Annotated in this window: 20 protein-coding genes; 8 read left to right on the top strand and 12 right to left on the bottom strand. The window is 71.6% G+C overall.

From position 1 onward, the window contains the following. Window positions 1-100: 100 nt before the first annotated feature. A complete protein-coding gene (gene efeO / locus AC3RJ6_RS01595) occupies window positions 101-1309 on the bottom strand; it encodes an iron uptake system protein EfeO (protein ID WP_491425105.1) in 1209 nt (402 codons plus the stop codon). 45 nt (window positions 1310-1354) lie between these two features. Then, window positions 1355-2212: an iron uptake transporter permease EfeU gene (efeU, locus tag AC3RJ6_RS01590; protein ID WP_491425104.1), complete on the bottom strand. Its 858-nt coding sequence runs from the start codon at window positions 2210-2212 to the stop codon at window positions 1355-1357. Window positions 2213-2376: 164 nt separating this feature from the next. Between efeU and AC3RJ6_RS01585 the strand changes: the two genes are divergently transcribed. Both AC3RJ6_RS01585 and AC3RJ6_RS01580 read left to right on the top strand, forming a co-directional pair. Then, window positions 2377-3249 carry a class I SAM-dependent methyltransferase gene (locus AC3RJ6_RS01585; RefSeq protein ID WP_491425103.1) on the top strand — a complete coding sequence of 291 codons (873 nt, stop codon included), beginning with the start codon at window positions 2377-2379 and terminating at the stop codon, window positions 3247-3249. Window positions 3250-3270: 21 nt separating this feature from the next. Continuing rightward, on the top strand, window positions 3271-5406 hold the full coding sequence (locus AC3RJ6_RS01580) for a S9 family peptidase (protein ID WP_491425102.1): 2136 nt from the start codon (window positions 3271-3273) through the stop codon (window positions 5404-5406). A gap of 56 nt (window positions 5407-5462) precedes the next feature. On the opposite strand, the gene AC3RJ6_RS01575 is transcribed toward AC3RJ6_RS01580, so the two are convergent. Further along, the gene (locus tag AC3RJ6_RS01575) at window positions 5463-6071 is read right to left on the bottom strand and encodes a dihydrofolate reductase family protein (RefSeq protein ID WP_491425101.1); all 609 of its coding nucleotides are present in this window, start codon (window positions 6069-6071) and stop codon (window positions 5463-5465) included. Between the two features lie 126 nt (window positions 6072-6197). Between AC3RJ6_RS01575 and AC3RJ6_RS01570 the strand changes: the two genes are divergently transcribed. The 5 genes from AC3RJ6_RS01570 (at window position 6198) to iolD (ending at window position 12533) form a co-directional block, all read left to right on the top strand. Next, window positions 6198-7517, top strand: coding sequence for an FAD-binding oxidoreductase (locus tag AC3RJ6_RS01570; RefSeq protein WP_491425100.1), 1320 nt, complete (start codon window positions 6198-6200; stop codon window positions 7515-7517). Window positions 7518-7740: 223 nt separating this feature from the next. Next, window positions 7741-8751 carry a 5-dehydro-2-deoxygluconokinase gene (gene iolC / locus AC3RJ6_RS01565; RefSeq protein WP_491425099.1) on the top strand — a complete coding sequence of 337 codons (1011 nt, stop codon included), beginning with the start codon at window positions 7741-7743 and terminating at the stop codon, window positions 8749-8751. Continuing rightward, window positions 8738-9640 carry a Cgl0159 family (beta/alpha)8-fold protein gene (locus AC3RJ6_RS01560; protein WP_491425098.1) on the top strand — a complete coding sequence of 301 codons (903 nt, stop codon included), beginning with the start codon at window positions 8738-8740 and terminating at the stop codon, window positions 9638-9640. The genes iolC and AC3RJ6_RS01560 overlap by 14 nt, the downstream gene beginning before the upstream one ends. Before the next feature lie 29 nt (window positions 9641-9669). Then, window positions 9670-10638, top strand: a complete 969-nt coding sequence (iolB, locus tag AC3RJ6_RS01555; protein ID WP_491425097.1) for a 5-deoxy-glucuronate isomerase — start codon at window positions 9670-9672, stop codon at window positions 10636-10638. An 11-nt stretch (window positions 10639-10649) separates the two neighbouring features. Then, a complete protein-coding gene (iolD, locus tag AC3RJ6_RS01550) occupies window positions 10650-12533 on the top strand; it encodes a 3D-(3,5/4)-trihydroxycyclohexane-1,2-dione acylhydrolase (decyclizing) (protein WP_491426206.1) in 1884 nt (627 codons plus the stop codon). A 47-nt stretch (window positions 12534-12580) separates the two neighbouring features. Here iolD and AC3RJ6_RS01545 read toward each other — a convergent pair whose 3' ends face one another. Then, window positions 12581-13126: a hypothetical protein gene (locus tag AC3RJ6_RS01545; RefSeq protein ID WP_491425096.1), complete on the bottom strand. Its 546-nt coding sequence runs from the start codon at window positions 13124-13126 to the stop codon at window positions 12581-12583. Between the two features lie 299 nt (window positions 13127-13425). On the opposite strand from AC3RJ6_RS01545, the gene AC3RJ6_RS01540 reads away from it, so the two are divergent. Continuing rightward, entirely contained in the window at window positions 13426-13725 is a 300-nt protein-coding gene (locus AC3RJ6_RS01540; protein WP_491425095.1) for a hypothetical protein, read from the top strand. A 96-nt stretch (window positions 13726-13821) separates the two neighbouring features. Here the strand turns inward: AC3RJ6_RS01540 and AC3RJ6_RS01535 are convergent, their stop codons facing one another. From AC3RJ6_RS01535 to AC3RJ6_RS01500, 8 genes are all read right to left on the bottom strand, one after another. Further along, entirely contained in the window at window positions 13822-14298 is a 477-nt protein-coding gene (locus AC3RJ6_RS01535; protein WP_491425094.1) for a hypothetical protein, read from the bottom strand. Window positions 14299-14396: 98 nt separating this feature from the next. Beyond that, on the bottom strand, window positions 14397-15164 hold the full coding sequence (locus AC3RJ6_RS01530) for a GntR family transcriptional regulator (RefSeq protein ID WP_491425093.1): 768 nt from the start codon (window positions 15162-15164) through the stop codon (window positions 14397-14399). 52 nt (window positions 15165-15216) lie between these two features. Further along, the gene (locus AC3RJ6_RS01525; RefSeq protein ID WP_491425092.1) at window positions 15217-18114 is read right to left on the bottom strand and encodes a glycoside hydrolase family 38 N-terminal domain-containing protein; all 2898 of its coding nucleotides are present in this window, start codon (window positions 18112-18114) and stop codon (window positions 15217-15219) included. Between the two features lie 44 nt (window positions 18115-18158). Further along, a complete protein-coding gene (locus tag AC3RJ6_RS01520) occupies window positions 18159-19415 on the bottom strand; it encodes a CehA/McbA family metallohydrolase (protein ID WP_491425091.1) in 1257 nt (418 codons plus the stop codon). A gap of 4 nt (window positions 19416-19419) precedes the next feature. Continuing rightward, window positions 19420-20496: an ABC transporter ATP-binding protein gene (locus tag AC3RJ6_RS01515; RefSeq protein ID WP_491425090.1), complete on the bottom strand. Its 1077-nt coding sequence runs from the start codon at window positions 20494-20496 to the stop codon at window positions 19420-19422. Beyond that, window positions 20496-21359 (bottom strand): carbohydrate ABC transporter permease, encoded by an 864-nt coding sequence (locus tag AC3RJ6_RS01510; protein WP_491425088.1) that lies wholly within the window; start codon window positions 21357-21359, stop codon window positions 20496-20498. Before AC3RJ6_RS01510 ends, AC3RJ6_RS01515 begins: the two co-directional genes overlap by 1 nt. After that, window positions 21356-22288: a carbohydrate ABC transporter permease gene (locus AC3RJ6_RS01505; RefSeq protein ID WP_491425087.1), complete on the bottom strand. Its 933-nt coding sequence runs from the start codon at window positions 22286-22288 to the stop codon at window positions 21356-21358. The genes AC3RJ6_RS01510 and AC3RJ6_RS01505 overlap by 4 nt, the downstream gene beginning before the upstream one ends. Continuing rightward, window positions 22288-23691, bottom strand: coding sequence for an extracellular solute-binding protein (locus AC3RJ6_RS01500; RefSeq protein ID WP_491425086.1), 1404 nt, complete (start codon window positions 23689-23691; stop codon window positions 22288-22290). The genes AC3RJ6_RS01505 and AC3RJ6_RS01500 overlap by 1 nt, the downstream gene beginning before the upstream one ends. Window positions 23692-23721: the final 30 nt, after the last annotated feature.

Here is a 23721-nt window from a genome sequence, read left to right as displayed (position 1 = left end):
GCCCGACGCAGGAGGACGCGTCTCGAAACCCTCAGTGCGTGCGTCGGGGTTTCGAGACGGTCGCTCCGCTCCCTCCTCGACCCGCGATTCGTCACTCATGTCAGGCCCCGAGCACCGTGGCGGTGAGCTGCGAGAGCGGCTCGGCGAGCGCGTTGACCTGGTCGCTCAGCGCCTTCTTGTCGGCGTCGGTGAGTTCGCGGTAATCCACGAAGCCCTCCTCGAGCGAGCCGTACCTCGCGAGCTCGGCCTCGAGTGCGGCGAACCGGTCGTCGATCTCGGCGGCGAGCTCGGTGCCCTCGTCGCCCTTCGACTCCGCGAGCGGGCGCACCGCGCCGAACGCGACACCCGCGCCCTGCACGTTCGCCGCGAAGTCGGAGAGGTCGGTGCCGCTCCACCAGTCCTCTTCGCCCGTGATCTTGCCCGCGGCGACCTCGTCGAGCAGCGCGATCGCACCGTTCGAGATGTCGGCGAGGCTGACCGAGAACGACTCGTCGGTGACGAGGTCGTGCAGTTCGGTGACGTCGGCGACGAGGCCTTCGGCGTACGCCGTGCGCTCTTCGGGCGTCGACGGCGCCCAGTCCTTCATCGCGTCCTGGCCGTCGGAGTTGAGGTCGCCCGGCTGCGGCGCCCAGAGGTCCTTCTCGATGCGGTGGAAGCCCGTCCACTCGAGGCCGTCGGCGACGGCGTCGACCTCGCGGAAGTCGATCTTCGGGTCGAGGTCGCCGAACGCCTCGGCGGTCGGCTCGATGCGCTCGTACGGCACGCGCGCCGCCGCGTAGAGCGAGCGCGCGGTCTCGTCGTCGCCGGCGGCGTACGCGTCGGCGAACTCCTGCACGAGCGGCAGCAGCTCGCCCGACTGCGAGCGCACATAGGCGAGGTACTCGGTCACCGCCTGGTCGCCGAGCTCCTGCTCTCCGGCCGACATCGTGGATGCCTCGCCTGTGACGGTGAACGCGGCGAGGCCGACCGGTGCACCGACCTGCTGGAACTTGCACGCGGTGTAGTACGTACCGGGCTCGAGCTGCGCGGTGAAGTCGACCGACTGGCCGGGTGTCACGTTCTCCTTCTCGCCGACGATGCGCAGCTTGTCATCGGCGAGGATCTCGAACTCGTTGACGTCGGTGCCGTTGTTCTCGAGCGCGAACGTGACCGCTCCCGCGGAGGCGGTGTCGACCGCGACCGCGCACCCGTCATCGGTGATGTCGACGCCGATCGCCTGCGCGAGGTCGGCCTTCGCCACGCACCCGGTCAGGGTGAGGGCGGTGAGTGCGGTCACGGCGACGGAGGCCGCGAGGGCACGACGGGTCATTGATGGCTCCTGGTTCGATGGTGGTGGAGGAAGTCGGGTGCGGAATCAGTGGGCCGCGACGACCGCCGCCGGTGCGGTGGCGGGGGTGGGCTTCGGGGTGTGCCGGCGCTTCAGCATCACGAGGTAGAGCGACATCGTGACCGCGACGTAGAGCATCCAGCCGATCACCTGCGCCCACGTCGGCTGCGGCGTGAAGTTGAAGATGCCGCCGAGCACCGAGTCGAGCCAGCCGCCCGCGGGCACGACCGCGGTCAGGTCGTAGGCCGCGGTGCCCCAGCCGGGGATGACCGAGGCCTCCTGCAGGTCGCCGATGCCGTACGACAGCACGCCGGCGGCGACGAGGATGAGGAACAGGCCGGTCCACGTGAAGAACGTGCCGAGGTTGAATCGCACGAGCCCCTTCGAGATGCCCCACGAGATGACGATCGCGGTGGCGATGCCGGCCAGCGCGCCGAGCGTGCCGAGCACGGGGTCGTTGCCGCCCGAGACGTTCGCCCAGACGAAGAGGGCGGTCTCGATGCCCTCGCGACCGACCGACAGGGCCCCGAGCAGCACGAGCGCCCAGGTCGAGGTCTGCACCGCGGCATCCACCCGCCCGCGCAGTTCGCTCGACAGGGTGCGGCCGTGCGTGCCCATCCAGAAGATCATCCAGGTGACCATCGCAACGGCGACGAGCGAGAGCACGCCGCCGAGGATCTCCTGCGCCTGGAACGTCATCGCGTACGGCCCCCAGGTGAGCAGCGCGCCGACGCCGAGCGAGACCGCCACGGCGATCGCGATGCCGATCCAGAGCCTGCCGCGCAGCTCGCGGTGTCCGATCTTCGAGAGGTAGGCCAGCAGGATGCCGACGATGAGTCCGGCCTCGAGGCCTTCGCGAAGCCCGATCAGGTAGTTGGCGAGCACGCGCGTCTCCTGGGATGGAACGATGTGGGGTTGAGCTAAGGCTAACCTAACCACTCCGCGGAGCAAACTTCAGTTTCCTTCCCTTCCGCGGCGGTCCGGCGCCCGCCCGTGCGACCGTGGCAGCACGGATGCCGGGGCGGCGAGCCGCGCCGTAGCGTGACGTCATGTCCGACTCCTCCCGCAGGATCGCGTGGCTCGTGCAGATGATGCGGCTCGCCGCACGCGACCGGATGGCGCGGCGGGGCCGCGTGCGCACACCCGAGCCGATGGTCATGGACGACGTCGACGGCGTGCGCGCCTTCCACGACTCGGCGGCCGACGTCCAGATGCCGACGTACGAGTTCAATGCCGCGATGATGAGCCGCCTGCTCCCGCAGGGCGGCCAGGTACTCGACCTCGGCGCCGGGTCCGGTCGGCTCGCCGCCCATCTGGCGACAGGCCGGCCCGACGTGACGGTGACGTGCGTCGACCTCTCCGAACCGATGCTCGAGACCGGTCGCGGTCTCGCCGCCGAGCTCTCGCTCGACCGGCTCGAGTTCGTGGCCGGCGACATCACCGACCTCGACGACGACGCCGTCGGCGCACCCGATCTCGTGTGCTGCAACTGGACCCTGCACCAGCTCACGGACCGGGACCTCCTGCTCGCCGCGCTCCGCGAGATCGCGCGGATCCGCGATCTCCACGGCAGCGCGGTCTGGATCTTCGACTTCGCGCGCCTCAGGCGCGCCGACACGATGCCAGCCCTCTTCGACCGGCTGAACCCGCGTGCCGATCCTCGCCTGCGCGCCGACGCGGTCGCGAGCGAGGCGGCCGCGTGGACGGTCGACGAGCTGCACGACGCGCTCGACGTCGCGGGCCTGACTGGGCTCCATCGCTCGAGGTTCCGCGCCATCGGGCTCTACCAGGCCTGGTGGGCTGAGGGTCGGCGCGCCGGTGCCGGCGCGACGGCCTGGCGCCGTCCGCCGCTTCCGGAGGGGACCGCCTTCCGCGCCGACCAGCTCGCCGCCGGGATGACGGGAACGCCGCCGTCGCAGTGACCCCGGGAGTAGCGTGGGAGGGTGCTGACTCCGCCCGTGACCCCGAAGCGACCGATCGAGCGCGTGCACCACGGCGACGTCGTGGTCGACGACTACGAATGGCTGCGCGACAAGGACGACCCCGAGGTGGTCGCGCACCTGCACGAGGAGAACGCGTACACGAACGCGAAGACCGAGCACCTCGCGATCCTGCAGGAGCAGGTCTTCGAGGAGATCCGCACCCGCACGAAGGAGACCGACCTCTCGGTGCCCGTGCGCGAGGGCGACTGGTGGTACTACAGCCGCACGGTCGAGGGGCTCGAGTACGCCATCCACTGCCGGGTGGCCGCATCCGGCCCCGACGACTGGGAGCCCCCGACGCTCGACGACTCGGGCGAGGCCCTCCCGGGCGAACAGGTGCTGCTCGACGAGAACGTCGAGGCCGAAGGACACGAGTTCTTCGCGCTCGGCAGCTTCGACGTATCGGCCGACGGCACGCTCATGCTCTACGGCGTCGACGTCGAGGGCGACGAGCGGTACACGATCCGGCTCCGGGCGCTGGATGCCTCGGGGCGCGAGTTCGCCGACGAGATCGCGGGCACTGCGGCCGGCGCGATGTTCGAGCCGGCGGGCCGCTACCTGTTCTACGCGACCGTCGACGACGCCTGGCGGCCCGACACGATCCACCGCCACGAGGTCGGCACCGAGGCATCCCGTGACGTCGTGGTCTTCACCGAGCCCGACGAGCGCTTCTGGCTCGGCGTCGGGCTGACGCGCAGCCGGCGCTTCCTCGTGATCGAGGCCGGGTCGAACGTGACGAGCGAGACTCGGCTGCTGGATGCCGCGGACCCGACGGGCTGGTTCGAGGTGGTGTGGCCCCGCAAGGAGGGCGTCGAGTACGACGTCGAGCATGTCGTCGCGGGCGGCCGGGACCGGCTGCTCATCACCCACAACGACGGCGCCGTGAACTTCGAGCTCGTGTCGGTCGCGGCCGACGACCCCCAAGGGCCGCGACGCATGCTGCTGCCGCACAACCCCGACGTGCGCATCGAGAGCGTCGACGCGTTCCGCGACTTCGTCGCGCTCGAATACCGGCGCGAGGGGCTGCCCCGGGTCGCCGTCGCGAAGGTGCCCGCCGACGGCCTGCCCGCCGATGCCACGCCCGACGACACGCTGCACGAGCTCGCGTTCGACGAGGAGCTCTTCTCGGTCGGGCTCGCCGGCAACCCCGCGTGGGAGCAGCCGACGCTGCGCCTCGGGTACACGAGCTTCACGACGCCCTCGACGGTGCTCGACCTCGTCGTCGCGACGGGCGAGCGCAAGCTGCGCAAGCGCCAGGCGGTGCTCGGCGACTACGACGCGACCCGCTACGCCCAACGTCGCGAGTGGGCGACCGCGAGCGACGGCACGCGCATCCCGATCTCGCTCGTCTACCGGCACGACCTCGTGACGCTCGGCGAGCCCGCGCCGACACTCTTGTACGGTTACGGGTCGTACGAGCACTCGATCGACCCGGGGTTCGGCATCCCGAGGCTGTCACTGCTCGACCGCGGCATGGTGTTCGCGGTCGCGCACGTGCGCGGGGGCGGCGAGATGGGCCGGCTCTGGTACGAGCACGGCAAGAAGCTCGAGAAGCGCAACACCTTCACCGACTTCATCGCCGTCGCCCGGCACCTCGTCGACAACGACATCACGGCGCCCGACCGGCTCGTCGCCCAGGGCGGCAGCGCCGGCGGCCTGCTGATCGGCGCCGTCGCGAACCTGGCGCCGAAGTACTTCTCGGGGTTCCTCGCCGAGGTGCCGTTCGTCGACCCGCTCACGTCGATCCTCGACCCGTCGCTTCCGCTCACCGTCATCGAGTGGGACGAGTGGGGCGACCCGCTGCACGACGACGAGGTCTACTCGTACATGAAGTCGTACTCGCCCATCGAGAACGTGCACGTCAACCACTACCCGCGGATCCTCGCGGTGACCTCGCTCAACGACACCCGGGTGCTCTACGTCGAGCCGGCGAAGTGGGTCGCGAAGCTGCGCGACGCGGGGGCCGACCCGCTGCTCAAGATCGAGATGGCCGCGGGGCACGGCGGGGTGTCGGGACGCTACGCGTCGTGGCGCGAGCGCGCCTTCGCCTACGCGTGGGTCATCGACGCGGCGGGAGCGCACCCGTCGGGCGAGTGACCGTTGCCGCTGGTCGCGGAGCGCCCGACGAAGAAGGCCGCGTCTCGAAACCCGCCTCAGCGCGGCACGTCGTAGGTGATGTGCGTCACGAGGTCGGTCTGCAGCACGTCGACGGGCGTCAGCTGCAGGTCGAGGTCGTCGAAGAGGCGTTCACCAGAGCCGAGCGTGATGGGCGCGACGCTCACGATGATGCGGTCGATGAGCCCGGCCCGCAGGTACTGCTGCACCGTGCTCGCGCCACCGGCGATCGAGATGCGGCCCTCGCCGCCCACGGCGGTCCTCGCCCGGTCGAGCGCGTCGTGGATGCCCGTCGTGACGAAATGGAAGGTCGTGCCGCCCTCCATCTCGACGGCTTCGCGCGGGTGGTGGGTGAGCACGAAGACCGGGCCGTGATAAGGCGGGTCGTCGCCCCACCAGCCCTTCCACGCGTCGTCGGGCCAGTCGCCGCGGATCGGGCCGAACATGTTGCGACCCATGATGTAGGCGCGCGGCGCGAGGATCTGGTCGACGATGGGCTGCGCCTCGTCGGGCTGCTCGAACATCCACCGGTGGAGGTCTTCGCCGCCCTCGCCGAGCGGGTCCTCGAGCGACTGGTTCGGGCCCGCGACGAAACCGTCGAGCGACATGGTGATGTTGGCGGTGACGAGGCCGTCGTTGAACGTCATGCCGAGCACCCTACGCCGCGGCGCCGACACCCGCGAGCATCGGACCACAGGCCCCATGCACGCGCATCGATTCCGCGCTGAGCGAGCACTCTTCCGCGTGTCGGCGGCCACTGCGAGACTGACGAAATGTCTCTTCTCACCGAACTGAGCGAGCAACTCCCAGGCCGGGCCTTCGGTCCCGGCGCATCCGAATACGACACCGGTCGCACCGTCTTCGCAGGTGCGGGCGACCCCGAGATCGTCGTCCGCCCGCACTCCGTCGACGAGGTGGCCACGGCGGTCGCCGCAGCGGCGGCCGCAGGCCTCTCCATCGCCGTCCGCAGCGGCGGACACGGCCTCCTCCCCGTCGACGACGGGCTCGTCATCGACCTCGGCGAGTTCGACTCGATCGAGGTCGACGACGCGGGCCTCGTCACGCTGGGGCCGGCCGCGCACTGGGGCGACGTCGCGGCGGCGCTCGCGCCTCGCGGCCTCGGCATCAGCTCCGGCGACACCCGGCAGGTCGGCGTCGGCGGGCTGCTGCTCGGCGGCGGCATCGGCTGGCTCGTGCGCACCTACGGCCTCACGATCGACGCGCTCCGCGAGGTCGAGCTCGTGACCGCGGCGGGCGACGTGCTGACCGTGAACGCCGAATCGCACCCCGACCTGTTCTGGGCGATCCGCGGCGGCGGCGGCAACTTCGGCGTCGTCACGCGCTTCACGGTGCAGGCCAGCCCCGTCGACGGGCTCGTGGGCGGCTCGATCCACTTCGACCGCTCCGACGTGCCGACCGTGCTGCGCGCGTGGCGCGAGGTCATGCGGTCGGGCGGCGACGGCCTCAACTCGTCGATCATGCTCATGCCCCCGATGGGGCCCGAGATGCCCGGCGGCCCGCAGGTCGGCATCGCACTCCGCGGCACCGAGCGCGAGCTGCGCGACCTCGCGGCGCCGCTGCTCGCGCTGCCCTCGGTCACGCAGGTCGAGCTCGGCCCGATCGCCTACGGCGACCTGCTCGAAGACGCGCCCCCCGGTCGCCCGCCGTTCCAGTTCGTCGGCGGCAACGGCTTCGCGCCCGAGGTCTCCGACGAACTGCTCGACGCGGTCGCCGCCGCCTACGCGCGCGACGTGCCGACGATGGCGCTGCTGCGCTGGCTCGGCGGCGCCTTCTCGCGCGTCGACGCGGACGCGACGGCGATCGCCCACCGCGACGCCGAGGCCCTCGTCGTCGTGAACGGCGTACTGCCGGCCGACGCGCCGGCCGAGCTCGTCACCGGGGTGAAGGCGGGCAGCGACGCCGTGATCGCGCTCACGACGGGTTCGTACGGCGGCTTCGAGGCGAGCCGCAGCGACGAGATCACGGCATCGATGTACCCGCCGGCGACGCTCGATCGACTGCGGCGCATCAAGGCCGAGGTCGACCCCGGCAACGCGTTCCGGCGCAACCACAACTTCACACCGGCCGGCTGAGCCCGGCGAAGGCATCGGCCGGAGGCATCCGGCTCGCTCGCAGTCGATCCCGTCGCATCGGTCGCACCGGTGCGACGGGATCGTCGCGTTCCCGACCCGCGCAGCGCCTCGCAACCGCGCGCACCCGAGCACGAGACTTTGTTAGGACATTCTGTGTAGACTGATCGCACCGCGAGCACCGGGGAAGTGCTCGCGGCCCCGAGAGAAAGTTGTACGGCGCAGTATGACCAGCACCGCGACGAGCCGATACGAGATCATCACGATGGGCCGGGTCGGCGTCGACCTCTACCCGCTGCAAGACGCAGTGCACCTCGAAGACGTCGACACGTTCTCGAAGTCCGTCGGGGGCAGCGCGACGAACGTCGCGGTCGCCGCGGCCCGCCACGGGCGCTCGAGCGCGGTCATCACGCGCACGGGCGACGACGCATTCGGCCGCTACATCCGTCGCGAGCTCGGCACGTTCGGCGTCGACGCCGCGTTCGTCGACACCGTCGATGCGCTGCAGACGCCGATCACGTTCTGCGAGATCTTTCCGCCCGACCACTTTCCGCTGACCTTCTACCGCAGCCCGAAGGCGCCCGACCTCGAGATCACCGCCGAGAGCCTGCCGCTCGACGCGATCCGCGACGCCGGCGTGTTCTGGGCGACGGTGACCGGCCTCAGCGCCGAACCGAGCCGCGCGGCGCACCACGCCGCATGGGCCGCGCGCGGGCGGCGTCCGCTCACGATCCTCGACCTCGACTACCGGCCGATGTTCTGGTCGTCGCCCGACGACGCGCGCCACGAGGTCGGGCGCGCGCTCGATCACGTCACCGTCGCCGTCGGCAACCAGGAGGAGTGCGACATCGCGGTCGGCGAGCGCGACCCCCACCGCGCCGCCGACGCCCTGCTCGCCCGCGGCGTCGAGCTCGCGATCGTCAAGCGCGGACCCGACGGCGTGCTCGCGAAGACCCGCGACGAGACGGTCGAGGCGCCGAGCTTCCCGGTCGACGTCGTCAACGGGCTCGGTGCGGGCGACGGCTTCGGCGGCGCGCTCTGCCACGGGCTGCTCTCCGGGTGGCCCCTCGACCGCACGATCGCGTTCGCCAACGTCGCCGGAGCCATCGTCGCCTCTCGCCGCGAGTGCTCGACGGCGATGCCCACGACCGCCGAGGTCGAGGCGCGCCGCGCCGCCGGCCCCGCTCGCGAGGCCGCGACCCGCCTGCCCGAGGGAGCGTCCGATGTCGCCGAGTGACCGCTACCTCCACCCCGAGCGGTTCGAGCACCTGCGCGAGCTGCGCGCCGCCGGGCCGGCGGCGATCGCCGAGGCCCATGCGTCGCGCACGCGTCGCCCGCTGCTCGGCGACGACGGCCGGCTGTTCATCATCGCAGCCGACCACCCCGCACGCGGCGCCCTCGGGGTCGGCGACGAGCCGATGGCGATGGCCGACCGCTACGAGCTGCTCGACCGGCTCGCGCTCACGCTCTCACGCCCCGGCGTCGACGGCGTGCTCGGCACTCCCGACATCATCGACGACCTCGCCCTGCTCGGCCTGCTCGACGACAAGCTCGTCGTCGGCTCGATGAACCGAGGGGGCCTCCGCGGTGCGAGCTTCGAGCTCGACGACCGGTTCACCGCCTACGACGTCGCCGGCATCGTGCGCGACCGGCTCGACTTCGCGAAGACGCTGCTGCGCATCGACCTCGACGACGCCGCCACGGCCGCGACGATCGAGGCGACGGCCAGGGCCGTGACGGATGCCTCGGCCGCGAGCCTGCCCATCATGCTCGAGCCGTTCATGAGCACGCGCACTGGCGGCCGCGTCGTGAACGACCTCAGCACCGAGGCGGTGATCACCTCGGTGGCGATCGCGTCGGGCCTCGGCTCGAGTTCGGCCTGCACCTGGATGAAGCTGCCCGTCGTCGCCGAGATGGAGCGGGTCATGGCCTCGACGACGCTGCCGACGCTGCTGCTCGGCGGCGAGCGCACCGCCGATCCCGACGCCGCCTACGCGAGCTGGAACGACGCGCTCGCGCTGCCCGGCGTGCGCGGCCTCGTCGTCGGACGTACGCTGCTCTATCCGCCCGACCACGACGTGCAGCGCGCAGTCGACACCGCCGCCGCGCTCGTGCACGGCGCCTGACGCACCCACGCATCCGAGAGAGACGAGAGATGAGCAACGACGCCCGCTGGTTCCACCCGCACGGTTCGCTCGCCCGCGACGGCTGGAGCATCGTCGTCGACGACACGCTCCCCGGCTGGCGGCACACCGGCCTGCGGGTCGCCGACCTCGGCGAGCACGGTGACGGCCTCGAGCTCCCCGCCGGCGACGTCGAGCGCCAGCTCGTGCCGCTCGCGGGCGGCGGCGTGCACGTCGACATCGTCGACGCCGACGGTTCGGCGCACGCGTTCGACCTCGTCGGCCGGGACTCGGTGTTCGACGGTCCGACCGACACCCTCTACGTGCCGGTCGGCGCGAATGCCGTCGTGCACGGGGCGGGTCGCGTCGCCGTGGCCGAGGCACCCGCGACCACGAGGCATCCGCTTCGGCTCATCGCTCGCGACGAGGCGCCCGTCGAGCTGCGCGGTCGCGGGCAGGCGAGCCGCCAGGTGCACGACCTCGGCACGCCCGCGGTGATGGCCGCCGAGCGGCTCATCGTGTGCGAGGTCATCACGCCCGCCGGCAACTGGTCGTCGTACCCGCCGCACAAGCACGACGAGGAGGTGCCGGGCGTCGAGTCGCAGCTCGAGGAGATCTACTACTTCGAGGCGGCGCCGACGCGTGCGGATGCCTCGGGGTCGACGCCGAGCGCCGGCGCCGCGCCGTTCGCGCTGTTCTCCGCGTCATCCTCGTCGGTGACCGAGATCGCGATCGACGAGCGCGTCACGACGGGCGACGTCGCGCTGCTGCCCGGCGGCTACCACGGGCCGGCCGCCGCGGCGCCGGGCTACGACCTCTACTACCTCAATGTCATGGCCGGTCCCGGCGAACGCGTCTGGCGCATCACCGACGAGCCCGCCCACGCCTGGGTGCGCGACACGTGGGACGACGAGGCCGTCGATCCCCGGCTGCCGTACCCGAGCCCGTCGCACCCGACCTCATCGAACTCGACCGCTTCGACCGAAGGAACCCCGCAGTGACCACCAAGCGCATGACCGTCGGCCAGGCACTCGTCGAGTTCCTGGCCCACCAGTGGACCGTCGACGGCGACGTGCGCGAGCGCACGATCCCGGGCGTGATCGGCATCTTCGGGCACGGCAACGTCGCGGGCTTCGGGCAGGCGCTCATGGAGTCGAACGCCTCCGACCCCGGCCTCATGCCGTACTACCAGGCGCGCAACGAGCAGGCGATGGTGCACCAGTCGGTCGGCTACGCGCGCATGCGCCGTCGTCGCGCGACCTTCGCGAGCACCGCCTCGGTGGGGCCGGGCGCCGCGAACATGCTCACGGGTGCCGCCCTCGCGACGAGCAACCGGCTGCCCGCGCTGCTGCTGCCGAGCGACACGTTCGCGACTCGCGTCGCCGACCCGGTGCTGCAGCAGCTCGAGCTGCCGCACGACCCGAGCGTGCAGGTGACCGACGCGTTCCGCCCCCTGTCGCGCTTCTTCGACCGGGTCGAGCGGCCCGAGCAGCTCTTCTCGATCGCCCTCGCCGCGATGCGGGTGCTGACCGACCCGGTCGAGACCGGCGCCGTGACGATCGCGCTCCCCGAAGACGTGCAGGCCGAGGCGATCGACGTGCCGCTCGCGTTCCTCGCCGACCGCGAATGGCATGTGCGCCGGCCCGTGCCCGAGGCGGGGCCGCTCGAGCGGGCGGTCGCCGCGATCCGTGCCGCGAAGCGCCCGTTCATCGTCGCGGGCGGCGGCGTCCTCTACTCGGGCGCCGAAGACGTGCTCCGCGCGTTCGTCGAGGCGACCGGCATCCCGGTCGGCACGACCCAGGCGGGTGGCGGCTCGCTGCCCTGGGACCACCCGCAGTACCTCGGCGGCGTCGGTGCGACGGGCACGACCGCCGCGAACCGGCTCGCCGCCGAGGCCGACCTCGTGATCGGCGTCGGCACCCGCTACAGCGACTTCACGACCGCGAGCCGCACCGCGTTCCAGCACCCCGAGGTGCAGTTCGTGAACCTCAACGTCGCGAGCTTCGACGCGTACAAGCACGGCACGCAGCTGCCGCTCATCGCCGATGCCCGCGAGGGGCTCGAGGCACTCGCGCGTGCCCTCGAGGGCTACCGCGTCAGCGACGGCCAGCGCGAGCGCATGGCCCGCGAGAAGGCCGAGTGGGATGCCGCGGTCGACGCCGCGTTCGTGCCGTCGCGCCGCGACCGCCCGAGCCAGGCCGAGATCATCGGCGCGGTGCAGGCCGCGAGCGACCCGCGCGACGTCGTCGTGCAGGCGGCGGGCTCGCTGCCCGGCGACCTGCACCGCATGTGGCGCGTGCGCGACCCCCTCGGTTACCACGTGGAGTACGCGTTCTCGTGCATGGGCTACGAGATCGCGGGCGGACTCGGGGTGCGGCGCGCGGCGCCCGACCGCGACGTCATCGTCATGGTCGGCGACGGCTCCTACCTCATGCTGCACACCGAGCTCGTGACCGCGGTCGCCGAGGGGCAGAAGCTCATCGTCGTGCTCGTGCAGAACCAGGGCTTCGCCTCGATCGGCAACCTGTCGGAGTCGGTCGGCTCGCAGCGCTTCGGCACGCGCTACCGCCAGTACGACGAGGTGGCGCGGAACTTCCAGGACGGTGCGGTGCTGCCCGTCGACCTCGCCGCGAACGCGCGCAGCTACGGCGTCGACGTGATCGAGATCGCCCCCGGTCCCGACGCCATCGCCGACCTCGGCCGCGCGATGGCGACTGCGAAGGCCTCGGACACCACGACGCTCATCCACGTCGAGAGCGACCCGCTGCTCGGCGGACCCGACGGCGGCGGCTGGTGGGACGTGCCGGTGTCGGAGGTCTCGTCGACGCCGAGCATCCAGGAGGCTCGCGCCGAGTACGACGAGGCGCGCAAGGCGCAGCGGCCGCTGCTCGGCTGAGGTCGACGAGCCGGTCGATCAGCCCGCCCCGGGTCGGGTCGCCGTCTCTAGTGGGCGTCGTCGTTGCCCATGACGTGCACGGCGTAGCCCCAGCACCCGGCGTCCTCCCAGCGATAGTCGCCGGGGGTCTGACCGGGGCCGTCGAGCGCCACCGCAGCGGCGGCCTTCTCGTCCTCGGGCAACGCCGCGATCCAGCTCGGTTCCATGCTCGGCACCCAGTACGGAAAGAAGGTGTAGTCATACCCCTTCTCCCTCATGCACTGTGCCGTGATGGCATTCGTCGAGATCCACTCGCGCGCGTTCGCAAGCTCATCGCCCTGCAGGGTGTCGGGGTACTCCACGGCATCGAGGTCGACGTCTGCGTCGAACACGATCGTGGCATCCACGGAATCCGCCGGTCGTGCGCTCGGCGTCGGCACCGCAGCTGCCGGGTGCGCGCTCGGCGTCGGGAGAGCCGGTGTCGGCGTGGCATCCACCGGTTGCAGGCTCGGCGCCGTCGTCTCGGCGGCCGCGGCGGCGCAACCGACGAGGGCGAGAGCGGGAAGCATCAGCAGCGCGGTGAGGGCAGCGCGGCCGGGTCGGGTCGTCATCATGTCGCGAATCTATAGCGCTCCCCGAATCGGCGCATTCCTCCGCGCGGACGGCTTCGGGACCTGCACCGCAGCGGTCGATTTCGGAGATCGTGGAACCTTTCGGCCGGTGCCGGACATATCTATAGTGCGGCGGTCGTCTGCACCGGCCGCCGCACCAGCTTCGCGCCCGGCGTGAGAAAGGAACCGACGATGCTCCCACTCGGGCCGCCCGAATCGACCCAGCCGCCGACGGTGCCGATCGACTTCACGGCATACCTCCCCGATCCGGCCGACGAACCGACCGACTAGGCCGACCGCCCATGGTGGCCCGCGCTGTCGACGCCGACGGCGTGCGGGCGTACCCTACGGCCATGGGCGTCACCGGCGAGACCTGGGCTGCGCTCGCACTCGCGAGCATCTTCGTGACGCCGTTCGTGCTCTGCCTCGTGGCGGTACCCTTGCTGCTGCGCACGCGGTACCGTCGCCGCCGCATGCCCGCTCACGCAGCGGGTGCGGTGGTCACCTCCGACGAGGTGTTCAACCCCGAGGCATCCGCGCCGACGATGGTGCTGGAGGCGCAGACGGCACTGTCGTGGGCGGGCCCGCACCGGCGATCGTGAACACCCGCAGTCGACTGGCCGCCCACACGAGTGCGCCCGCCGCGAGCAGCGCGGCGGGCAAGCCGACGACGTGAGCGACGAGCGACGGGGGACGGTTCAGGAGCAGCGGTCGACGAGGTCGTACTGCAAGCCACCGATCGCGGCGGACTCGACGCCCGCGACCTCGTACACGACGCGGATCCCTTCGGCGTGACCCGGTGCCTCTCCGCGTTCGACGACCACAGCGACCGACAACGGATCGCCCGCCTTCACCTGTGCGCCCTGCGCGGGCACGCGATCCTCCAGTTCGGGAATCGCCGGCGGATACTCCGCCGCGCCGATGCCGCCCGTGTTCGTGATCACGTACGACTCGCTCACGGTCAGGCCGTCGGCGCGGATGAGCTGCACGTCCCGCACGGTGATGTCGCCGGCCGGCGATGGCAGCACGTCCCCGATGAACAGCTTTCCACCCGACTCGAGCGGGGTGCACACCTCGCCGCCCCGATACATCGGGAAGCCGGGCGTGCCGCCCGCCTCGGGCGGTGCGCACCCGGTGAGCGCGAACGCGATCGGGATCATGGCGACCGCTGACATCAGGCGCTTCATCGCACCGCTCTCCAGCCTCTTCGAGCATCGGGGTGCTGAAACGCTATCGCCCCGGGGCCGCACGGGCCAGCGGAACTTCCCCGCACTCACCGATCGACCAGCGTCACCTCGAACGAGTACCGGTCGGGCCGGTAGCAGTGCTGGCCGAACTCGACCGCGACGCCCGAGTTGTCGAACGCCGTGCGCGACATCGTGAGCACGGGTGCACCGCGCGAGAGATCGAGCAGCTCGGCCTCGCCCGGCGTCGCCGCGCGAGCGCCGATGCGCTGCTTCGCGACGCGCATCGTCACGCCGCGCGCCCGCAGCAGCTGGTAGAGCCCGTGCTTCTCGAGCGACTCGCGGTCGAGGTCGATGAACGGCTCGGGCAGCACGTTGTCGAGGATCGCGAGCGGCACCCCGTCGGCGCTGCGCAGGCGCCGGATGTGCAGCACGGGGCTGCCGAGCTCGACGCCGAGCGCTTCGGCGATCCGGTCGTCGGCGGCGCCCTGCTCGACCGCGAGCACCGTGGTCTCGGGCTTCTGGCCCGAGCGCTCGAGGTCCTCGTAGAGGCTCGTCAGCTCGACGTTGCGGGTGACCTTGCCGTGCACGACCTGGGTGCCGATGCCGCGCCGGCGCACGAGCAGGCCCTGGTCGACGAGCTCCTGGATGGCGCGACGGATCGTCGGACGCGACAGGCCGAGGCGGGCCGCCAGGGCGACCTCGTTCTCGAGGCGCGACCCGGCCGGCAGGGTCTCGTCGCGGATCGCCTGCTCGAGCCGGCTCGAGATCTGGTAGTACAGCGGCACGGGCCCCGAGCGGTCGAGATCGAGGAACAGTTCGACGGGAAGTCGCTGCTCGGGGAGCTGGGCCATCATTTCTCCAGTTGTTCGGTTGTTCTGACAGTAGACGGTGCGCGGTCCACTGTTCTCACCCGCGACCGGGGGTCGCGTCATCCGCCGAAACGGCGGCGCCCGTCGACGGGGATGCCGCGGCGCGACCCGCCCGCTGCAGGAACGTCTCGATACGCGACGCCCCGATCTCGAACGCCTCGAGGTCGACGCCTCGCTCGAGCACGGCACCGGTGAGGTCGGTGCGATCCCACACGCCCGCGGCCCGTGCGGCGAGCCGCTGCGCCTCGGCCCGGTAGTTGACGAATCGCGCCTCGAGCACGGCCTCGCCCGAGGCATCCGTCACGGTGCGCAGCGATTCGAGCACGACGTCGCCGCCGACCTCGAGCACCGCGCCGTCGGGCAGGTCTTCGGCCGCACCGGCGGCACCGCCCGCGCCCGCGACGCCGCCGACGACCGCGGGGCCGCCGCGCGTGCCGCGCACGACCTCGGGTTCGGTGCGCAGCAGCTCGGCCCAGCGGGCGGCGCCCGACTCGGCCCACCCGGCCGCCGACGGCAGCACGGCGAAGGCGGTGCGCACGCGCGTGCCGAGGTACTGGGCGCCGGGCACCTCGAACTGGGCGCCGGCGGGCTCGTCGCGCAGCGGGTGCACGTTGACGCTCATCATGCCGACGGCGCGCACGAGCGTGAGCGCGATCGCGTCGTCGCCCGAGCGTTCGTCGACGACGACCTCGTACTCCGAGTGCTTCGTCACGAGCAGGCTCGTGCGGCCGGCGTGCACGAATCGCGCGACCGGGTAGGTCGGCAGCGGGAACTCGCCCCAGCCGCCCTCACCCTCGCGACCGCGCTCGGTCACGACGTACTGCCCGGCGGCCGACGAGCCGGGCAGCGCCCGCTCGGCGGTGGGCACGAGCACGCGCAGGCGGTGGTCGGCCGCGGGGTTCACGAAGTCGACCTCGACGCGCAGTACGGGCTCGCCCTCGCGCAGCTCGAGCACGGTGTCGACGACGAGCGGCACGGATGCCTCGGAGCGGGCGTCGGGATCGCGGGCGTCGAGCCGTGCGGGCACGGTGTAACGGCGCCGCACGCGCAGGCGGCCGCGCAGCGGACCGCTCTCGAGCACCGACACCTCGACGCCGTCGGGGTCGGTGACGGCGGTCGCCGCAGCCACGGGCCCGTAGTTGTACGAGTCCCCGCGGTCGCCCTCGTCGACGAGCCGCAGCGCGTCGCGCAGCACGGTGCCGTCGGCGCCCTCGATCGTGACCTCGCCCCGATCGCCGACCGTTGCCGTGAGCTGCCGGTTGGCGAGCGAACGATCGCCGACGGTCACGGGGTCGTCGGTCGCGGTCGCCGTGGTCGGGTCGAGCTCGGCGAGCGCGACGCCGCCGACGTCGACGCCCACGAGCGCGACGCGGCGCGGGTCGGCGATGATCTCGACGCGCCAGGTGCGCTCGCCCGTCGGGTCGGCGGCGATGCGCCGCTCGAGCTCCTCGGTGAACGCGGCGAGGTCGAAGTCGCCGACAGGGGCCTCGGCGACCTGGAAGCGCACCCCGTCGTCGGTGAAGGTCCAGTCGTTGATGAGCTGGCCGAAGAGCTCACGGCCGTGGATGCGGGCGAGGAGCTTGCGCAGCTCTCGGGTCGGCATGGTCTCGTCGCCGAGCACCTCGGGCAGCGGATCGAGCAGCTGCACACCGGTGCCGAGCTCGAGCCGCTCGGGGTCGTGCAGGCGGATCTCGACGTGGGCGCGGCGTGCGAAGCCCGTCGGGTTCGCGACGACGTGCCGGTCGGGCGCGGCCGAGGCGGCGATGCGCTCCATGGTGCGCAGCACGACGCCGCGGGCGACGTGGGCGGCGGTCGCGAGCCGGCCCTCGACCTCGTTCGCGGTCGCGTCGACGCCGCAGCCCGTCACGGAGTCGTGCGCGGTCGACTCGACGAGCCGGTACCAGGCGGTGTCGAAGAACGCACGGTGGTCGTCGGAGCCGAATGCGGCGTCGAGCCGCTCGGCCACGCTGAGCCGGCGCTCGGCGTCGGCCATCGCCTGCTTGAGGTTCGTGCGGATGGAGAAGACCCCGGGCAGCAGGTTGCCGCGGGCGTGCGAGCGCAGTTCGCCCTCGACGACGGGCAGCCCGGCGATCGCGCCGTCGTCGCCGGCGGCCCACTCGGGTGCGACCCGGCGCACGTACCCCTCGGCGGTGTCGACCGTGAGCCGTACGCGTGCCGCGGCGTCGGCTCCCGCCGCCGGGTCGCCCGCTTCGGCGCCCGCGCCGGCCGCGTTCGCCGCGTCGACGACCTGCATGAGGTCGGCGGGCGGTGCGCTGTGGTCGGTGCCGAGCATGCCGAGCACGGGGTCGGCGCTGTAGCGGCTCGCGACCTGGTCGCGGTACTCGCGCACGAGGCCGTCGAGCTGCCCGGGCAGGGCGAACAGGTCGAGCGCGTTGCCGTAGCCGTCCATGAGGTATTCGGCGCGCACGGTCGAGCCGTCGGGGGCGACCCACGCGAAGGCGTGCGAGGCGACGCGGGCGGGCACGCCGCGCCACATCATCGCGTCGCGAATACCGAAGCCGCGCAGCAGTTGCGGCATCTGCGCCGAGTGCCCGAACATGTCGGGCAGGTAGCCGAGCCGCATCTCGGGTCCGAGCCGCCGGCTCGACCGCAGGCCCAGCTCGAGGTTGCGCACGATCGTCTCGCCGTCGCAGAGGAACTCGTCGAGCAGGATGAGGAACGGCCCGACCGCGAGCTGGCCCCGCTCGACCGCCGCCGCGACCCGCTCGCGCTGCTCGGGCCGCATCTCGAGGTAGTCGTCGACCGCGGCGGCCTGCCCGTCGAGGGTGAACCGGTAGCCGGGGTTCTGCTCGAGGGTGTCGAGCAGTCGGTCGACCATGTGCACGAGGCGCAGGCGGAAGACGTCGTGCGGCTCGTACCACTCGCGGTCCCAGTGCGTGTGCGGCACGAGCACGAGCTCGTCGGGGGTCTCCATGAGGTGGGCTCCAGAGGGCAGAGAGGCGGGAGGGAAGCAGGTGCTCAGGCGCAGAGCGCCATGATGCGGCGGTCGGCGAGCACGAGGGAGTGGGGGCCGTCGGCCGGGTCGGCGGCGAACGCCTCGCGCGCCGAGCGCACGGTGCGCCGACGGCCGAAGCCGTCGACGAGCACGAGCCCCTCGGCGTCGACCGCGACGACCTCGTCGCCGAGGCGCACGAGCGCGGGGGCGCGCATGAGCTCGGGCATGAGCACGGTGCCGTCGAAGTGGCCGCTGCCCGTGATCGCGGTGCGACCGGCGCGCACGCCCTCGAGGATGGCCTCCGCCGAGGCATCCTCGGCGGCGACCCACGTGGTCGGGGTGCCCGGCCGTTGCGGCTCCTCGAGCAGGTGCACGTCGCTGCCGCCGAGCAGCGTGGCGCCCGCCGGCCACGTGCGGAACCACGCGAACGGCGCCGTCGAGATGAGCTCGAGGAACCAGGTCGCGTGCCACAGCTCGACGGCCGCGGGCCGCCGCTCGAGCCGGTGCAGCCACGAGCAGTCGCCCGAGATGGGGTGATTGATGCTGAGGATGCCGCCGCGGCGGTCGACCTCGTCGACCCAGTGCTGCGCCGGTTCGCGGAAGTCGATCCAGCCGATGTCGCCGAACGCGTTGGCGTGGCCGCGGTGGGTCGTGACCTCCTGGCCGGGCAGCAGCGTGATGCCGTGCCGTGCGCCCTCGCCCGGCAGGTGGGCATGGTGGCTCACCGTGTTGTGGTCGGTCACCGCCATGAAGTCGAGGCCGGATGCCACGCCGAGTGCCGCGAGGCCGCCGATGGGCAGGCGCCCGTCGGAGTGGAGCGTGTGCCCGTGGAAGTCGCCCGCGAACCAGGTCAGCCCGGGCTCGGCCGGCAGCCCGCGATCGCTGCCCCGCACGCTGCGCGCGACGGGCGCCGATTCGGGCACGGGCGGCACCGGCCGCGAGGCGGGCATCGTGATCTCGACCTCGACGTCGACGCCCTGGAGCGGCACGCGGTGCAGGCCGAGCACGACGTTCCACTCCCCCGGCTCGAGCTCGCCGGGCAGGTATCCGGGCGTGGCATCCGTCGCCGTGATGACGTACTCGGTGCGGGCGCCGCCCGACCAGCCCCGCCACCCGCCCGCGCCGGCGCAGCCGAGGTCGATGCCGGCCTCGGACGGGTCGAAGCGGATGACGACCTCGAGCGAGTCGGTGCCGGCGGGCACCTCGAACGGCACGTTCAGGTACCGATCGGCGTTCTGCAGGTCGACCGTGACGGGCACGGTGCGTCGGATCGTGGTCATCGCGTCAGCCGATGCGCTCGGTCGACTCGGCGTCGAAGAGCAGCGTCTTCGAGACCGTCGGCACGAGGTAGCCGCGGTCGCCCGGTGCCGGCTCGTGGTCCTCGGGCACGACGACCTGCAGCTTGTGGCCGTCGACGTGGACCGCGATGAGCACACTCGCACCGAGGTTCTCGACGACGCCGACCTCGGCGGCGATCGCGCCCGGCTCCTCGGTCGTCGTCCAGCGCAGGTACTCGGGCCGCACGCCCCACACCACCGATTGGCCCTCGCGCACGTGGTCCGCGGTTCCCGGGGGCAGCGCGGTCGAGACCTCGTCCCCGATCGCGATCGCGCCGGCCGACACCGTCGCCGGGACGAGGTTCATGGGGTTCGACCCGATGAAGCCCGCGACGAACGTGTTGTTCGGCCGCTGGAACACCTCGCGCGGCGAGCCGATCTGCTGGAGCTTTCCCGCCTTCATGACCGCGATGCGGTCGGCGAGCGCGAGTGCCTCGGCCTGGTCGTGCGTGACGAACACCGTCGTGACGCCGAGGTCGCGCTGCAGCTCCTTCAGGAAGGTGCGCGCCTCGAGCCGAAGCCGGGCGTCGAGGTTCGACAGCGGCTCGTCGAGCAGCAGCACGTCGGGCCGGGTGGCGACGGCGCGGGCGAGGGCGACCCGCTGCTGCTGGCCGCCCGACAGCTGGCCCGGGCGGCGTTCGATGAGGCCCTGCAGGCTCAGCCCGTCGGCGACCTTCTCGGCCGTCGAGCGCCGCTCGTCGCGCTTCACGCGCTTGATGCGCAGGGGGTACGCGATGTTGTCGGCGACGTCCATGTGCGGGAACAGCGCGTAGTCCTGGAAGACCATCGCGACGCCGCGGGCGCCCGGCTCGGCGTCGGTCACGTCGCGGTCGCCGATGACGAGCTGCCCCGACGAGATCGCCTCGAGGCCCGCGATCGAGCGCAGCAGGGTGGTCTTGCCGCAGCCCGAGGGGCCCAGCAGCGCGAAGAACTCGCCGTCGTCGATCTCGACGTCGACCTCGTCGACGCCGCGCACCCCGCCGGGGTACTCCTTGACGAGTCGGGTGGCGTTGATACCGGCCATCAGGACTTGATACCTCCATGGAAGCGGAACCCGTAGCGACGGTTCACGACGAAGTAGATGATGAGGACGGGAGCGGAGAACAGCAGGGCGAAGGCCGAGATGAGCCGCAGGTCGGCCTGTCCGCTCTCGGTGTAGAAGGTGTACATGAGCACGGCCGCCGGCTGCAGGTCGGGGCTGCGCAGCAGGATGAACGGCACGAGGAAGTTGCCCCACACCTGCACGATCGTCCAGATCGCGATGAACGCGAGGCCCGGCCGCGCGATCGGCACGACCACGTCGCGCAGGATGCGGAACGGGCCCGCGCCGTACAGCCGTGCCGACTCCTCGTACGACTTCGGGATCGAGTCCATGAAGTCCTTGAGGATGAAGATCACGGTCGGCAGGATGCCGCCGGCCAGCACGAGCAGCACACCCGTGTAGGTGTTGATGAGCCCGAGCGACGTGATGATCTGGAAGGTCGGCACCATCGCGGCCGTGCCGGTGACGATCGACGAGAGCAGCAGCAGTCCGTAGAGGATGCCGTCGCGGCCGGGGATGCGGATGCGGCTCATCGCGTACGCGGCGAGCGCGCCGAGCACGACGACGATGATCATCGTGCCCACGCCGAGCAGCAGGGAGTTGCCGATCGAGCGCATGGCGTAGGGGTTCTGGAAGAGGCGCGCGAAGTTGTCGAGCGTCCAGTCGGGCCACTCGAGCGAGAGCGTCGGCGTCGCGTCGAACGGCGCGAGCACGAGCCACACGAGCGGCAGCGCGAACAGCAGGCCGACGATCGTCAGCACGAGGCCGAAGGCGACGCGGGCGAGGTAGTGCCGCACGGTCGTGTTCGACGCGACCTTGCGCACGGTTGCGGGCGTTCCGGTCATGCCTTCTTCCTTCCTCGCGACACGCGGATGTAGGCGAGCGCGATGACGAGGTTGATGAGCAGCATGATGAGCGAGATCGCCGCGCCGAGGCCGAGCTGGCCGCCGGGGATCGCCGTCTCGTAGATGTACACCGACAGGATCTCGGTCTTGCCGTTCGGCCCGCCCGCGGTGACGAGGTACGGCGTGAACGTGTTGAACGTCCACAGCGTGATGAGCAGCGTGTTCGTGAGGATGTGGCCCTTGATGTTCGGGATGATCACGTCCCGCAACTGCTGCCACTCCGAGGCGCCGACCATCTTCGCGCTCTCGATCTGCGATGGCGGCACGGCGCTGAGGGCCGACGAGAACAGCTGCATCGAGAAGGCGGTGCCCACCCAGATGTTGAAGAGGATGATCGCCTCCATCGGGTGCTCGATCAGCCATGCGTACCCGTCGGTGCCGAGGAGGCCGTTGAGCGTTCCCGAGCGCCGGTCCATGAGCACGAGCCAGAGGAACGACGCGACCGAGGCCGGGATCACCCAGGCGGCGAGCACGAGGCCCTCGATGAGCGCCTTCACCCAGCCGTGGATGTCGCGGACCGACCAGGCGAGGGCGAAGCCGATGAGGGTCTGGCCGATGATGCCCGAGGCGACCACGAACACGAGGGTCAGCCAGAGCGAGTTCCAGAACGACGGGTCGGTGAGCGCCTCGACGTAGTTGTCGAGGCCGACGAACTCGGGCGACGCGGCCTGCAGGCCCGTCAGCCGGTAGTCGGTCATGCCGAGCCAGATCGTCCAGACCGCCGGGAACAGCAGGAACAGCCCGATGAGGATCAGGGCGGGGGCGACGAAGATGCCGGCACGGGCCGTGCCGAGCCCCGCGACGTCGTCGGCCCGCCGCCGGCGGGGAGCGATCGCGCTCCCCGCCGGGGTGGTGGTGCTAGCCGTCATCAGTCACCCGAGACCGCGTCGTCGCCGACGATGTCCTTGAGCGAGTCGACGTAGGTCGCGAGGGCGTCGTCGACGCTCGTGCCCGACACGACGTCGAGGCTCGCTTGCTGCATCGCGGTCGACACCTGCGGGTACGCCGCGAGCGGCGGACGGTAGGCGGTGATCGGCAGCACCTCTTCGCTCACGTAGGTCAGCATCGGGTCGGACGAGAGGATCTCGTCGTTGACGTCGGTGCGCGGGGTGATCGAGATCGTGCCCTCGTTGCGGGCCTCGTAGGCCTCCTTCGAGTTCATGAAGGCGAGCAGCTCCCAGGCGAGCTCGGGGTGGTCGCTGTTCGGGTTGAGCACGCGACCCGTGCCGCCCGACATCGAGACGAAGTCCTGGTCGTCGATGCCCTCGCCCGGCTCCATCGCGGGGATCTTCGTGTAGCCGACGACCTCGTCGCGGTTCGCCATCGGCGCGGTGCCGACGCCCTCTTCGGGGTTGATGACGCTGCGCCAGAAGTAGTCGCCCTCGAGCAGGATGCCGATCTGGTTCGCGGCGAACATCTGGAACGAGGTGTCGCGGCCGGCCGCCTCCTGCTGGAGCACGGCGTCGCCGAGCTTCTCGTCGACGTAGATCGTCTTGTAGAGGTCGAGCACGTCGCGCATGCCGTCGGTGTCGCCGACCCACTTGCCGTCCTCGTAGACCTGCTCGCCCGTGCCGACGAGCGCGGGCAGCATGCCCTGCATCGTCGTCGCCTCGCCCATCGCGGTGCCCGCGTTGAGCTGGATCGGCGTCACGCCGTCGAGCTTCTTGAGCGCCTTGCCGGCCTCGATGACGTCGTCCCAGCTCTCGGGCTGCCAGTCGGCGGGCAGGCCGGCCTGCTCGAACAGGTCCTTGTTGTAGTAGAGCACGCGGCCGTCGGCGCCCTGCGGCACGCCGTAGCGGTCGCCGTCGAACGAGACGGCGTTCTGCACGGCCTCGGGAATCTGGTCCCAGCCCTCCCATCCGTCGACGGCGTCGCCGCCGACGTCGCTGAGCGGCTTGATGTACCCGGCCTCGGCGAACTCGCCGACCCAGATGCCGTCCATGCCGATGATGTCGGCGCCCTCGCCCGACTGCAGGTCGAGCGCGATCTTCGTCTTGTAGTTCTCGTCGTCGACGCCCTGCGGCTCGAACTCGACGGTGACGTCCTTGCCCTCGTCCTCCATCGCGGCCTCGAACTGCGGGATCACCCAGTCGGTGACCCAGTCGGCCTCGGCCGCGTTCTTGCCGCCCGTGATGGCGTTCGCCGTGATGGTGAGGGTGACGGGACCGTTCTCGTCGTCGCTCGAGTCACCGGAGCATCCGGTGAACACGAGAGCGCCTGCGGCGGCGAGTGCGATCGCCGCGACGGTCTTGCGCCTGCTGTGATGGATCATCTTCGACCTCTCTCTGATTCCCCGCCGGCA

Source organism: Agromyces cucurbitae, assembly GCF_058349945.1.
The sequence above is the reverse complement of the archived record's forward strand: the minus strand, read 5'-3'. Positions and strand labels throughout refer to the sequence as shown.